The 13,185-nt window shown below is 73.6% G+C and carries 11 protein-coding genes; 6 read left to right on the top strand and 5 right to left on the bottom strand.

Going from position 1 to position 13,185, the window contains the following annotated elements; translation table 11 throughout:
* Nucleotides 1-33: 33 nt before the first annotated feature.
* Nucleotides 34-1,656 carry a streptophobe family protein gene (locus tag NRK68_RS08120; protein ID WP_257855463.1) on the bottom strand — a complete coding sequence of 541 codons (1,623 nt, stop codon included), beginning with the start codon at nt 1,654-1,656 and terminating at the stop codon, nt 34-36.
* 232 nt (nt 1,657-1,888) lie between these two features.
* Here NRK68_RS08120 and NRK68_RS08115 point away from each other — a divergent pair, with 232 nt between their 5' ends.
* Complete coding sequence (locus NRK68_RS08115; protein ID WP_444465697.1) at nt 1,889-4,423, top strand: ABC transporter ATP-binding protein/permease; 2,535 nt, start codon at nt 1,889-1,891, stop codon at nt 4,421-4,423.
* A gap of 90 nt (nt 4,424-4,513) precedes the next feature.
* Here the strand turns inward: NRK68_RS08115 and NRK68_RS08110 are convergent, their stop codons facing one another.
* The 3 genes from NRK68_RS08110 to NRK68_RS08100 form a co-directional block, all read right to left on the bottom strand.
* Nucleotides 4,514-5,203, bottom strand: coding sequence for a transglycosylase SLT domain-containing protein (locus tag NRK68_RS08110; RefSeq protein WP_183069629.1), 690 nt, complete (start codon nt 5,201-5,203; stop codon nt 4,514-4,516).
* Nucleotides 5,204-5,511: 308 nt separating this feature from the next.
* Nucleotides 5,512-6,732, bottom strand: coding sequence for an S-adenosylmethionine:tRNA ribosyltransferase-isomerase (locus NRK68_RS08105; RefSeq protein ID WP_257855461.1), 1,221 nt, complete (start codon nt 6,730-6,732; stop codon nt 5,512-5,514).
* Nucleotides 6,729-7,481 carry an SDR family NAD(P)-dependent oxidoreductase gene (locus NRK68_RS08100; RefSeq protein WP_257855459.1) on the bottom strand — a complete coding sequence of 251 codons (753 nt, stop codon included), beginning with the start codon at nt 7,479-7,481 and terminating at the stop codon, nt 6,729-6,731. The genes NRK68_RS08105 and NRK68_RS08100 overlap by 4 nt, the downstream gene beginning before the upstream one ends.
* Nucleotides 7,482-7,676: 195 nt before the next feature.
* On the opposite strand from NRK68_RS08100, the gene NRK68_RS08095 reads away from it, so the two are divergent.
* From NRK68_RS08095 to NRK68_RS08080, 4 genes are all read left to right on the top strand, one after another.
* Nucleotides 7,677-8,825, top strand: a complete 1,149-nt coding sequence (locus tag NRK68_RS08095; RefSeq protein ID WP_220819651.1) for a GAF domain-containing sensor histidine kinase — start codon at nt 7,677-7,679, stop codon at nt 8,823-8,825.
* Entirely contained in the window at nt 8,818-9,480 is a 663-nt protein-coding gene (locus NRK68_RS08090; RefSeq protein WP_183069633.1) for a response regulator, read from the top strand. The genes NRK68_RS08095 and NRK68_RS08090 overlap by 8 nt, the downstream gene beginning before the upstream one ends.
* 149 nt (nt 9,481-9,629) lie before the next feature.
* Nucleotides 9,630-9,875, top strand: a complete 246-nt coding sequence (locus NRK68_RS08085) for a chaplin (RefSeq protein WP_030962220.1) — start codon at nt 9,630-9,632, stop codon at nt 9,873-9,875.
* Between the two features lie 145 nt (nt 9,876-10,020).
* Nucleotides 10,021-11,031: a YVTN family beta-propeller repeat protein gene (locus NRK68_RS08080; RefSeq protein ID WP_183069634.1), complete on the top strand. Its 1,011-nt coding sequence runs from the start codon at nt 10,021-10,023 to the stop codon at nt 11,029-11,031.
* Nucleotides 11,032-11,387: 356 nt separating this feature from the next.
* On the opposite strand, the gene NRK68_RS08075 is transcribed toward NRK68_RS08080, so the two are convergent.
* Complete coding sequence (locus NRK68_RS08075) at nt 11,388-12,161, bottom strand: Rv1486c family protein (RefSeq protein WP_257855455.1); 774 nt, start codon at nt 12,159-12,161, stop codon at nt 11,388-11,390.
* A gap of 138 nt (nt 12,162-12,299) precedes the next feature.
* Between NRK68_RS08075 and NRK68_RS08070 the strand changes: the two genes are divergently transcribed.
* On the top strand, nt 12,300-13,094 hold the full coding sequence (locus NRK68_RS08070) for an ABC transporter ATP-binding protein (protein WP_030829467.1): 795 nt from the start codon (nt 12,300-12,302) through the stop codon (nt 13,092-13,094).
* The last annotated feature ends 91 nt before the right edge of the window (nt 13,095-13,185 follow it).

Here is a 13,185-nt window from a genome sequence, read left to right as displayed (position 1 = left end):
CATTTCCTGAACGTGCCGCGCCGCGCCCGGTCGTCACCGCGGCGGGGGCGGCGGACCCGGCGGTTCCGGTGGAGCGGGCGGTGGCGGCGGGGCCGGTGGGGCCGGTGGGGCGCCCGGTGGGGGCGGCGGAGTGAAGGGCGGCCGCTGCGGGGGCCGGGTGCGCCGCGGCGGACGCGGCGGGATGCCGGTGACCGTCACGTCCCAGGAGACGTCCGGGTCCAGGTACGCAAGCGCCCACCCGGGCGGTCCTCCCGGCCGCCCCGCCCCGCTCCGGCCGTCCTGACCGGCGCCGTACGGGGCCGCGGGCGCGCCGGGATCCACCGGGGCCGGCCAGCCGGTACCGCCCGCGGCCGGCGGCCCGGGCGGCCGGCCGGCCGGATCCCGCGCCGGGACGGCCGCCGGACGGCGCCGGCCCCCCAGCACCGCACCGGCCGCACCGGCCACCGCACCCCACGCCGAGCCCAGCAGCAGCGCGTACGGGACGTCCCCCCGCAGCTCCACCCCGGCGTCCACCATGTCCACGCCCAGCACCGCCAGTGAGGCGTCGGCCGACAGCCGCGTCAGCCGCACCAGCACCGCCAGGGCCACCCCGGTGACCGCCCCCAGCCGTACCGCACACCCCGCGACGCCGCGCCCGGGAGTCCGTACGGCCGCCAGCACGCCCGCGGCGAGCAGCAGCAGCGACGCGCCCAGCACCAGCAGCCAGACCCGCCCGTCGTACTCCGCGAGCCGGGCCACCGTCACCGGCTCCCGCGCGGAGGCCGACAGCAGGTCGTCCAGCGGATCGGGCAGCAGCCGCGCCGGCTCGCCCGCGGCAGCGCCGCGCAGCGGCACGAACAGGCCCAGCAGCACCCCCAGCCAGCTGCCGTTCGGCGCGCCCAGCAGCGCGGCGCCCATCACCCGACCGGGGTGTTCGTCGTCCGCCGCCGCCCACACCGCCGCGGCCAGCCCCGCCGCCACCGCGACCAGCAGCGCCGTCACCACCGCCGAGGCCGCGGGCCGCACCCGGGCGAGCGCGGCGGGCCCGCGCCGCGAGACCAGCAGCGCCACCGCGAGCACGGCGAGCGCCCACACGGCCGCGCCCAGCAGGGTCGGCCCGGGCACCACGGAGAAACCCACCCGGGTCCGCGCCCCGATCAGGTCCCCGACGCGGTCCGGGAGGAGCCCTCCGACGTCTCCGATCCCCGGCACCTCGACCTTCACCGGGACGCGGGTGCCCGGCAGGCTCGCGCCGTCGAGGGTGACCACGTCGTGCCCGGCCCACGCCAGCCCGCCCGCCGTCGCGACGAGCAGCGTCGTGAACGCCACGACCCGGGCGGCCGTCTCGCCCGGCCCCGCGCCGGCCCGCAGCGACCGCAGGAACACCCCCGCCAGCACCAGGGCACCGGCCAGCGACACCCCCAAGGGCATGACGTCCAGCGAGGTTTCGGCCCCCGCCCCGGCAACTCCGAAGACCGAGACGTCACCCGAGGGGTCCACGGTTCCGCCGACCGCGAGGACCACCACGGCCGCCGTCATCGGCACGGGCGAACCCCCTGCGGCATCGGCGCCCAACAGGTGCAGCCCCAGGCCGGCCACGCCCGCCATCACGATCAGGGACCAGCCCACGGCGGCCACGGCGGACAGGAACACGTCTCCCCAACGGATGCGGCGCACGCGGCGACCCCCCGATGCATGCCGAGCGGTATGCGACGGAACTCCCGGGCGAGAAGTCCCGTATCTCACTCTCCGGGTGACTTTCGACCCCGTCAACGGGCAGACGTAGACGCCTCGGCAAGGCCCGGATTCCACATACGGCTGCAGGCCTGAAATAGTTCCCCCGGATGTTCGCCATCCCTAGACTCCCTGACGTCATGGGGGATTCTCGGGGGACTTAAGTGGGGCTGGAGTGCCGGAACTCGTACTGGAATTGAATGGCAGGACCTGGACGCTCGATCCGTCCAGGTCGTACTCGCTGGGGCGCGACCCCCAGGGAGACGTGGTGATCGACGATGCCCGGGTGTCGTGGCGGCACGCCACCATCGCCTGGAACGGCCAGGGTTGGGGGCTCGAGGACCACGGCAGCACCAATGGCACCTACGTGCAGGGGGCCAGGGTCCAGCAGACCGCGCTGGTGCCGGGCACGCCGGTCCACCTGGGCAACGCCACCGACGGACCGCGGCTGAATCTGAGCGCCGCCGCCGCGCCGCAGCCCGCCGTGGCGCAGCACGCGCAGCAGGCGCAGCAGAATCCGGCCCAGGCATACGCCCAGCCGCAGGCCGCGGCCTACCAGGCCCCGCAGCAGCCCCAGCAGGCCTGGAACCAGCAGCAGCACCAGCCGCAGCAGCCGCAGGCCCACGTCCCGCACCAGCAGGGCGGCGGCGCCGCGCCCCGCCAGGCGCAGGCCGGAGCACCGGGCTACGGCGGCGACCGCAGCCCGACGACCTTCCACCAGCTCTCGCTGGGCCACGTCATGCGGATCGGCCGTGCGCTGGAGAACGAGCTGGTGGTCTCCGACCTCCAGGTCTCCCGCCACCACGCCGAGTTCCACTCGATGCCCGGCGGCCGCTTCGAGATCCGCGACCTCGGCAGCCACAACGGCACCTATGTCAACGGCCAGCCGCTGCCCAAGTCCGGTACTCAGCTGCTCGGCCCGAACGACATCGTGGGCGTCGGTCACTCGACGTTCCGCATCGTCGGGGACCGGCTGGAGGAGTTCGTCGACACCGGCGAGGTCTCCTTCTCGGCCCGCCACCTCACCGTCACGGTCGACGGCGGCAAGCAGATCCTCAAGGACGTCACCTTCGGCGTCCCGGAGAAGTCGCTGATCGGCGTCATCGGCCCGTCCGGCTCCGGCAAGTCCACCCTGCTCAAGGCGCTGACCGGCTACCGGCCCGCCGACCAGGGTGACGTCCTCTACGACAACCGCAACCTGTACAAGCAGTTCGCGGAGCTCCGCCAGCGCATCGGCCTGGTCCCGCAGGACGACATCCTGCACAAGGAGCTGAGGGTCAGCACCGCGCTCAAGTACGCGGCCAAGCTCCGCTTCCCCGGTGACACCGCCGAGTCCGAGCGCGCCGCCCGCATCGACGAGGTGCTGCGCGAGCTCAAGCTCGACATCCACAAGGACAAGAAGATCACCGCGCTCTCCGGTGGTCAGCGCAAGCGCGTGTCCGTCGCCCTGGAGCTGCTCACCAAGCCCTCGCTGATCTTCCTGGACGAGCCGACCTCCGGCCTCGACCCGGGCATGGACCGCGACGTCATGCAGCTGCTGCGCGGCCTCGCCGACGACGGCCGCACCGTGCTCGTCGTCACCCACTCCGTCGCCGAGCTGTCGCTCTGCGACAAGCTGCTGGTCATGGCCCCGGGCGGGTCCGTCGCCTACTTCGGCCCGCCGGACGAGGCGCTGAACTTCTTCGGCTACGGCACGTGGGCGGACGTCTTCTCGGCCTTCGAGAACTACCGCGACTACGACTGGGCCGGCCGCTGGAAGGGCTCCCAGCACTACCAGCTCTACGCCGCCGAGCTCGACGCGGTCGCCCCGCAGCCGGTCGTCATGCCGCCGGCCCAGCAGATGCGCCCGACCAAGCCGCAGGGCTGGGGCTCGCAGCTGTGGACGCTGATCCGCCGCTACGTCTCGGTGATCGCCTCGGACAAGGGCTTCATGGGTCTGATGCTGATCCTGCCGGCCGTCCTGGGCGTGGTCTCCACGGTCATCCCGGCGACCTTCGGCCTGGCACCGCCGACGCCGCCGTCGCGCTTCAACGGCGACGCGGGCACGATCATGCTGATTCTCGCGGTCGGCATGTGCTTCTCCGGCGCCGCCAACTCGGTCCGAGAGCTGATCAAGGAACGCGTCATCTACGAGCGCGAGCGCGCGACCGGCCTGTCCCGGTCGGCGTACCTCATGTCGAAGGTGATCGTCCTCGGCTTCATCACGGCCCTCCAGGGCGTGATCATCTGCGCGATCGGCTTCACCCCGCGCGACCTGCCCCTCGATGGCCTGCTGATGCCGCCGGCGGTCGAGCTGTGCCTGTCGGTCATCGCGCTCGGCTTCACCTCGATGATGTTCGGCCTGGTGATCTCCTCGCTGGTGAAGACCGCCGAGAAGACCATGCCGCTGCTGGTCATGTTCGCGATCGTCCAGGTCGTCTTCACCGGCATCCTCTTCCAGGTCTACGACTCCCCGGGCCTGGAGCAGTTCGCCTGGCTGATGCCGTCCCGCTGGGCCATCGCCGCCGCCGGCGCCACCCTGGACCTCGGCAAGCTCATGCCGCCGTGGGACCAGGACAACCCGACCAACACCGACCCGCTCTGGGACGCCACGGTCGGCCAGTGGAGCCTGAACATCATCATCCTGCTGGCCATCGGCATCGCCTGCGGGTTCCTGGTGCAGCGCCTGCTGCGCCGCCACGAGCCCGAGGTCATGCGCGCGGGCAAGTAAGCGCAGAATGCCGAAGGGCGGCACCCGGGATCTGGGATCCGGGTGCCGCCCTTCGGCGCGTTTCGAGGTGGGGCGAGGACCGCCGAAGGCCTAGTAGGCGCTGTTGACGTTGTCCATCGAGCCGTACCGGTCGGCCGCGTAGTTGCAGGCGGCGACGATGTTGGCGACCGGGTCGTACTGGTCGAACTTGGTGCCCTTGACGTGGTACGCCTTGAAGGTCGGGAGGATGACCTGGAGCAGACCCTTGCTGGGGATGCCGTTCTGGGCGTTGATGTCCCAGTTGTTGATCGCCATCGGGTTGCCGCTGGACTCACGCATGATGTTGCGGTGAATACCGGCGTAGGTGCCCGGAATGCCCTCCTTCTTCATGATGAAGAGGGCTTCCTTGATCCAGCCGTCGAGGTTGTTCGCGAAGACGGGGGTGCGGGCGGCGGAGCGGCTGGCGGCGGCCTTCTGCTCGCGGGCCTTCTTCGCGGCGGCCGCGGCCTTGGCCTTGGCGTCGGCGTCGGCCTTGGCCTTCGCGGCCACGGCGGCGGCCTTGGCGTTCGCGTCGGCGATGACGTGCTGCGTGGAGAGGTGGCCGTACAGGGCCTTCGTCTGCGTGCCGTTCACGGCCTGGGTCCAGGCGACGGGGGCGGCGGCGATGGTCTCGGCCTCGGCCACGTCGGCCGGTACGAGGGAGAAGGCGACGGCGGCGGCGCTCAGCGTGGCGACACCGGCGAGGGACAGCTTGTGTGCCTTCGTCAGACGACTGTGACCGGGGGTGCGGGAAGCAGACATGGCGGGGCAACCTCTTCGAATAGCGGGGGCCGCAGGAAGGCGCCGAGCGGATCCGGGATCCGCGGCGCCTGGCGACGGGAGCAATTCTTAGCGGCGGCAAAATCCTGTGGCAAAGGTGTGACGTACGATCCTGCTTAGTGGATCAGGGGCGGGCGCCGAGGGTCGATTTCCGGCCTCGGCGCTACGCCCGTCCGCCCTGACAGGGCATGGTTTGTTCCACTAGGGAGCTTCGTAAGTGATGTGGGTCCTATGCCGGGGCTCACACCGCCCTTACCTCGTTCTCACCATGCGTTGCTTCAGCAATTCATTCAGTGACGGTTGTCATCCCTGAGGAGGAGATGGACGTCGCCGAACTCATGCCAGAGGCAGTGCCGGGCCAGCGCCTGCGCATACCCCAGCCGTACGGCGGCACGCCCCGCCACCGCCTCCAGCATCAGCAGGTGCGAGGCCTCGGGCTCGTGCAGCCCGGTCAGCAGGCCGTCCACCACCCGCACCCCGCGCTCCGGCGTCACCACCAGATCGGTCCAGCCGCCAGCCGCGCGCACCACCCCCCGCGGATCCGCCGCGGACTCCAGCGCCCGCACCGCGGTGGTCCCCACCGCGATCACCCGCCCGCCCCCGGCCCTCGCCGCGTTCACCAGCGCCGCCGTCGTGGCCGGCACCGCGTACCGCTCCGGGTACGGCGGCTCGTGCGCCTCCTGCGAGGCCACCCCCGTGTGCAGGGTCAGCGGTGCGAACTGCACGCCCCGGCTCACCAGCCGCGCCACCAGATCCGCCGTGAAGGGCCGGCCCGCGCTCGGCATCTCCGCCGAGCCCGCCCCGTCGGGCTCCGGCACCGCGAACACCGTCTGGTACACCGACAGCGGCTGGTCCCGCTCGGTGTAGGCGTACCGGATCGGCCGCCCGTGCTCCCGCAGCAGTTCCGGAACCCCGTACGGGTGGGGGGAGGGCGGGACGGGGGACGGTCGGGCGGGGGAGGGCCGGGCCCACCAGAGCCGGTCCGCACCCGCCGCCAGGGGCTCCTCCAGGACCAGGAGGCGGCCGCCCGGCAGCTCCACCACCGCACCGGCCGGCCCACCCGGCCGCGGCCGGGTCGTCCCGCCGCCCGCCGGGGCGCGCAGCTCCACCGCCCAGCGGCCGTCGTCCCCCCGGGTCGAGAAGTGCACCACCAGGGCTTCGCCGCCCAGCCGCGCGTCCACGGCTGCCGCGAGGGTGGCCGAGGTGTTCACCACCAGCACGTCGCCGGCCCTCAGCAGGTGCGGCAGCTCCCGGAAGGCGTGCAGCGACACCCGGGTGCTGCCCCGGGACACCAGCAGCCGTACCGCGTCCCGCCCCAGCCCCGGCCCCCGCTGCTCAGCCGGAATCCGGGCCAGCAGTTCGCGAGGAATGTCCCTTATATACAGTCCTGCCCTCGGCTCTTCGTGCACCGCCGCGGCCCGGCTCCCCGCCGCGGCCCGGCTCCCCGCCGCGGCCCGGCTCCCCGTCCGGCTCCCGTCCACCCCACTGCCGCGGGCACCGGTCCCGCTCATCGCCGGGTCCCGCCGCCCGCCGAGGACCCGGCCGGTGCCCGGGCCGCGGCCGAGGCCCCTGCCAGCCCCTCCGCCGTGTACCGCCCGCTGGGCAGGGCCCCCTCCAGCAGCCGCAGCAGCACCGGCGCCACCTCCTCCGGCGCCGGCAGCCCCGCCAGGTCCTCACCCGGCTCGGCCGCCGCCATCATCCGCGTCCGCATCGACCCCGGATCCGCCCACCACACCCGCAGCTCCGGCTCCTCCACCGCCAGCACGGCCGACATCAGGTCCGCCGCCGCCTTGGTCGCCCCGTACGCACCCCACGTGGCGTACGGAACCACCGCGGCGTCCGAGCTGATGTTCAGCACCGCCCCCGCCGCCGAGGCCCGCAGCAGCGGCAGCCCCTCCTGGACCAGACCCAGCGGCCCCAGCACATTGACCTCGAACGCCTCGCGCAGCCCGGCCTGCGGCTGGGCCTCCAGCGGCACCAGCGGCTCGGCCCCCAGCACCCCCGCGTTGTTCACCAGCAGGTCCAGCCCGCCCAGCCCCCGCGCGGCCGCCACCAGCGCCGCCCGGTGATCCGGCGAGGACACGTCCCCGGCCACCGCCACCACGCGCACCCCCGGGGCCCGCTCCGGCCCGGCCGCCACCTCCTCCAGCGCCGCCGCACCCCGCGCGCTCAGCACCAGGTCCCAGCCCCGCCCCGCCAGCTCCCCGGCCAGCGCCCGGCCGAGCCCCCTGGAAGCCCCCGTCACGATCGCCACCGACATGACAGCACCTCTCGCCTTCGTCCCGATCAGCAGATGCCCTCAACCTAGGAACGGCCGGGCCCCCACCGCGTCGGCCGCCGGCCCCACCCGTACAGGTCCCTTCGACCTACGCCCTGCGGGGTGCCCCGGGTCCCTCCACCGCCCGATCCCGCAGGTCACGGCCCCCGGTACGGTGAGGCCATGACCGCAAGCCCCCTGCAGGGCGGACCTCGCAGCGGCCTGGCCGCCGTGAGCACCGCGCTGCTCGCCATGAGCCGCCGCCTGGAGGTCCGCGACGTCCTGCGCACGATCGTGGTGTCGGCCCGCGAACTGCTGGACGCCGAGTACGCGGCCCTCGGCGTCCCGGACGACCACGGCGGCTTCGCCCAGTTCGTCGTCGACGGCATCAGCGCGGAACAGTGGCGGCAGATCGGACCGCTGCCCCGCCAGCACGGCATCCTGGCCGCGATGCTCCACCGGAACGGCCCCGAGCGGCTGGCCGACGTACGCAAGGACCCCCGCTTCGAGGGCTGGCCCGCCGCCCACCCCGAGATGTCCGACTTCCTCGGCATGCCCGTCCGGGACGGCGAGGAGACCCTCGGCGCGCTCTTCCTCGCGAACAAGCGCAGCGCCCCCGACGGCAGCACCCGCGTCTTCACCGACGAGGACCAGGAACTCCTCTCCCTCCTCGCCCAGCACGCGGCGATCGCCCTCACCAACGCCCGGCTCTACGAACGCAGCCGCGAGCTCACCATCGCGGAGGAACGCTCCCGCCTCGCGCACGAGCTGCACGACGCCGTCAGCCAGAAGCTCTTCTCCCTGCGCCTGACCGCCCAGGCCGCCGCGGCCCTCGTCGACCGCGACCCGGCCCGCGCCAAGGACGAACTCCAGCAGGTGGCCGCCCTCGCGGCGGAGGCCGCCGACGAACTGCGCGCCGCCGTGACCGAGCTGCGCCCGGCGGCCCTGGACGAGGACGGCCTGGTGGCCACCCTGCGCACGCACGTGCACGTGCTCGACCGCGCCCACACCGCGCACGTCACCTTCACCTGCGACGGCGTACGGGCCCTCCCCGCGGCCCAGGAGGAAGCGGTGCTGCGCGTCGCCCAGGAGGCCCTCCACAACGCCCTGCGCCACTCGGACGGCGACCGGGTCGAGGTCACCCTGGCCCGGACGCCCGCCGGGGGCGCGGTCCTCAAGGTCGTCGACTCCGGCAAGGGCTTCGACCCCCGGGCCGTCCGCCGGGCGGGCCGTCATCTGGGCCTGGTCTCCATGCGGGACCGCGCGAGCGGCGTCGGAGGCCGCCTCACCGTGCACTCGGAGCCCGGGCAGGGCACCACGATCGAGATGGAGGTCCCCGGTGGCTGAGAGCACCGGCCGAAGCGGCAGCCGCATCCGGGTCCTGCTGGTGGACGACCACCAGGTGGTCCGGCGGGGCCTGCGCACCTTCCTGGAGGTCCAGGAGGACATCGAGGTGGTCGGGGAGGCCTCCGACGGCGAGGAGGGCATCGCCCGCGCCGAGGAACTGCGCCCCGACGTGATCCTCATGGACGTGAAGATGCCGGGCACCGACGGCATCGAGGCCCTGCGGCGGCTGCGCGAGCTGGCGAACCCCGCGCGCGTGCTGATCGTCACCAGCTTCACGGAGCAGCGGACCGTGGTCCCCGCCCTGCGCGCGGGCGCCGCCGGATACGTCTACAAGGACATCGACCCCGACGCCCTGGCCGGAGCCATCCGCTCCGTCCACGCCGGACACGTCCTGCTCCAGCCGGAGGTGGCCGAGGTCCTGCTCGCACAGGAGGAGCAGAGCCCCGCGGCGGGCCGGCCCGGCGCGCTGACCGACCGCGAACGCGAGGTCCTCGGCCTCATCGCGGACGGCCGTTCCAACCGCGAGATCGCCCGCGCGCTGGTGCTGTCCGAGAAGACGGTCAAGACGCACGTCTCGAACATCCTGATGAAGCTGGACCTTTCCGACCGGACCCAGGCCGCATTGTGGGCGGTCAGGCACGGAATCACGGACTGAGGCGGCCGAATCGGACCGACTCCTTCCGGTCTGAGATTCATACGGTCGGGTGTATGTAGCCCACATGGCGTATCCCCGGCCGTGGGGCGGCCGTTCTCCATGGCGTGCCGCGACGGCTGGTCGCGGCCGACGTACTGGAGGACGAGAACGTGAAGAACTTCAAGAAGGCCGCAGCCGTCACCATGATCGCGGGCGGCCTCCTCGCCGCCGGCGCGGGTGTCTCCTCGGCGCACGGCGGTGCGTCGGCGGAGGGCGAGGCCCTGAACTCGCCCGGCGTGGCCTCGGGGAACCTCGTCCAGGCCCCGGTGCACGTCCCCGTGAACGTCGTGGGCAACACGGTCAACGTGATCGGCCTGCTCAACGGCGCCTGGGGCAACACCGGCGTGAACGCCTGACCCCGCCCCGACATGCGGCCCCGCTTCCCCCCTCTCCCTGGAAGCGGGGCCGCATCGGCGTGGCCGGACGGCGTACGGGTGCCGTCCCGCGCCCCCGGCGCGAGCCTCACCGCGCCGCGCCACCGGCCGACCTAGCGTGGCCCGCATGACAAGGAACGGGGACCTCGTACGCCGGACCGCCGCCGTACTCTGCGCGACCGCGGCCCTGACGGGACTGGCCGCCGCACCGCCCGAGCGGCCCGGCCCCGTCGTCTACGTCGCGAACCTGCACTCCGACACCGTCTCGGTCGTCGACCCCCGCACCGGCGGCGTCGTGGACGACGTGCCCGTGGGCGACGGGCCCGACAGCGTCGCCGTCAGCCCCGACGGCGCCCGCCTCTACGTCACCGACTCCGCCGCGGACACCGTGTCCGTGATCGACACCCGCACCAGGACGGTCGTCGAAACGATCGGAGTCGGGCGGGAACCGAGCAGAGTGACCGTTTCACCGGACAACGAGCGCATTTACGTGGCCAACGTCGCCGGGGACACCGTGTCGGTGATCAGCGCCGCCACCGCCACCGTCACGGACACCATCGCCGTGGGCGACGCGCCCCTGGGCCTGGCGGTGACACCGGACGGACGCACCCTGTACGTCGCCAACGCCGGTTCCGACAGCGTCTCGGTCATCCGCACCGACGACGGCACGGTCACCGGCGCCGTCCCCGTCGGCGCCGGACCCACCGCGCTCGCGCTCGCCCCCGACTGCCGCCACCTCTACGTCTCCAACCTGACCTCGGACGACGTGTCGGTGGTCGACCTCCGGGAAGGCACCGAGACGGCCCGCGTCCCGGTCGGTGACCAGCCCGCCGGCATCGGCGTACGACCGGACGGCCGCCGCGTCTACGTCGCCGACATCGGATCGGACACCGTGTCGGTCATCAGCACCCGCAGCCACACCGTCACGGACACCATCGCCGTGGGCGACGGCCCGAACGGCCTCGCCATCGCCTCGGACGGCTCCCACGTCCACGTCAGCAACTTCGACGCGGACACCTTGACCGTGATCGACACCGAAACGTCCACCCCCACAGCCACCATCCCCGTGGGCAACGGCCCCACAGGCGTCGCCACACAGACGGCCCCGCCGACCCCATCCGGCCCCGCCGGCGTCTGAGGCGCCCCCACCCACCCCAGCCCCGCCGGACCCGGGCGCGCACCGTCACGCCCCGCCGGCGGTTCGAAGCGCGGAGGGTGGGGCGGAGCCCACGGAGCCCGGGCGCGGCCCGGGTCCCCCCGTACCTCGCCGGAGGCGTATTGCTAGGGGGTGTCCGGCGGATCAGGGCCGGGCCCGGGCCGCCCGGCACCGCGGCCTGCCGCGTTGTCGTCGGTCGCCGACGCTCCGCGTGGGCTCCCTCCTCCGCCTTGCATTCCTTCCCCTCGGCCCTGCGGGCCTGGGGAGACCCCATGGCACCGGACGACCCAGGCCGTCCGACCCCGATCCGCCGGACACCCCCTAGTGCTGCTCCACCGCTAGTGCTGCTCCACCGCCGAGTTGTACGCCGCAACCAGCGCCCGCCGCGCAACCCGCTCCACCGGCCGCAGCGCCTCCGACCGCGCCGCCATCTCCGAAGCGGCCACCGCACCCCCGTGCCCGCTCTCGTACGCCAGCGACACCATCAGGTCCACCCGCTGCGCCAACGCCAGCACCCGTACCGCCCGCGCCGGATACCCCGGCGCCAGCGCCTCCCGCCCCGCGTCCGCCCGCGCCCGGTACGCCGACAGCGCCGCCTCCGCCACCGGACCCGACCCCGCCACATCCAGCCGGGTCAGTACCACCGTCGCCTCGCGCAGCGCCTCCGCCAGCTCACGTTCCGCCTCGCCGAGCGACGGCACATCCGCCGGCGGGGCCTCCCGTACCGGCAGTACGTGCCAGGTCACCGACACGTGCACGTCACCGGCCGGACCGGCCTCGACCACCTCCGGCACCAGCCCCAGCGCCGCACCCACCGCGACGACCGCCTCCTCGGCCTCCAGCGCCCGCGCGTTGAACTCCGGCGGCCCGCTCAGCCCCAGCGGATGCCCCGGCGCCGGCAGCGCGACCCGCAGACCCGACACCCCCAGCGCGCGCAGCCGGCCGAGCGCCAGCGTGAGCCCGACCGGACCCGTCTCGCCCGGCAGACCCGCCACCCGGTGCACGGAGTCCTCACCCACGATCGACATCGCGGCTTCGTCGGGCGAGACCAGACCGGCCAGCAGCGCGTTCCCCCAGGCGGCCAGCCGCCCTGAACGTGGTTCGAAAAGCATCCCCCCACTTTACGGATCGCCCCCGGCACCGGGCCCCGGCCCCGGACCCCTTCCCGAGTGGCGTAGGTTTTCCCCTGGGGCTGCGTCTACCGGCGCACAGAGAGCCGAACCGTGACTGCAAGGGGTGACAACACGCTCATGAGCGATGTTCTGGAGCTGGTGGACGTATCCGTGGTCCGCGAGGGCCGGGCTCTGGTGGACCAGGTCTCCTGGTCGGTGAAGGAAGGCGAGCGCTGGGTGATCCTCGGCCCCAACGGCGCCGGCAAGACCACTCTGCTGAACCTCGCCTCCAGCTACCTCTTCCCCACCAAGGGCTCCGCCACCATCCTCGGCAGCACCCTCGGCAAGGTCGACGTCTTCGAGCTGCGCCCCCGCATCGGCGTGGCCGGCATCGCGATGGCCGACAAGCTCCCCAAGCGGCAGACCGTCCTGCAGACCGTCCTCACCGCCGCCTACGGCATGACGGCGACCTGGCAGGAGGAGTACGAGGCCGTCGACGAGCAGCGCGCCCGCGCCTTCCTCGACCGCCTCGGCATGACCGAGTACCTCGACCGGAAGTTCGGCACCCTCTCCGAGGGCGAGCGCAAGCGCACCCTGATCGCCCGCGCGCTGATGACCGACCCCGAACTCCTGCTCCTCGACGAGCCCGCCGCCGGCCTCGACCTCGGCGGCCGCGAGGACCTCGTACGCCGCCTCGGCCGTCTCGCCCGCGACCCGCTCGCCCCCTCCATGGTCATGGTCACGCACCACGTCGAGGAGATCGCCCCCGGCTTCACCCACGTCCTGATGATCCGCCAGGGCAAGGTCGTCACCGCCGGTCCCATCGACCTCGAACTGACCTCCCGTAACCTCTCGCTCTGCTTCGGCCTCCCCCTGGTCGTCGAGCGCAACGGGACCGACCGCTGGACCGCCCAGGGCCTGCCCCTCGGCTAGGGGGTGTCCGGCGGATCAGGACCGGGCCGCCGCCGCGCCGGTCACCCTACGGGTACGGGCGCCCGCACCCTGTCCCGACCGTGCCCACCCG

It is taken from the genome of Streptomyces yangpuensis (genome assembly GCF_024666385.1).
In the GTDB taxonomy this organism is placed as follows: Bacteria; Actinomycetota; Actinomycetes; order Streptomycetales; family Streptomycetaceae; genus Streptomyces; species Streptomyces yangpuensis.
Note: the sequence above shows the minus strand (reverse complement) of the source record. Positions and strands in the feature narration are given on the sequence as shown.

Excerpts from the sequence above, each read along its gene's own strand:
- NRK68_RS08110 (WP_183069629.1), bottom strand. The coding sequence starts at position 5,203 with ATGTCTGCTTCCCGCACCCCCGGTCACAGTCGTCTGACGAAGGCACAC.
- NRK68_RS08105 (WP_257855461.1), bottom strand. The coding sequence starts at position 6,732 with ATGAGCGGGACCGGTGCCCGCGGCAGTGGGGTGGACGGGAGCCGGACG.
- NRK68_RS08100 (WP_257855459.1), bottom strand. The coding sequence starts at position 7,481 with ATGTCGGTGGCGATCGTGACGGGGGCTTCCAGGGGGCTCGGCCGGGCG.
- NRK68_RS08080 (WP_183069634.1), top strand. The coding sequence starts at position 10,021 with ATGACAAGGAACGGGGACCTCGTACGCCGGACCGCCGCCGTACTCTGC.
- NRK68_RS08075 (WP_257855455.1), bottom strand. The coding sequence starts at position 12,161 with ATGCTTTTCGAACCACGTTCAGGGCGGCTGGCCGCCTGGGGGAACGCG.
- NRK68_RS08070 (WP_030829467.1), top strand. The coding sequence starts at position 12,300 with ATGAGCGATGTTCTGGAGCTGGTGGACGTATCCGTGGTCCGCGAGGGC.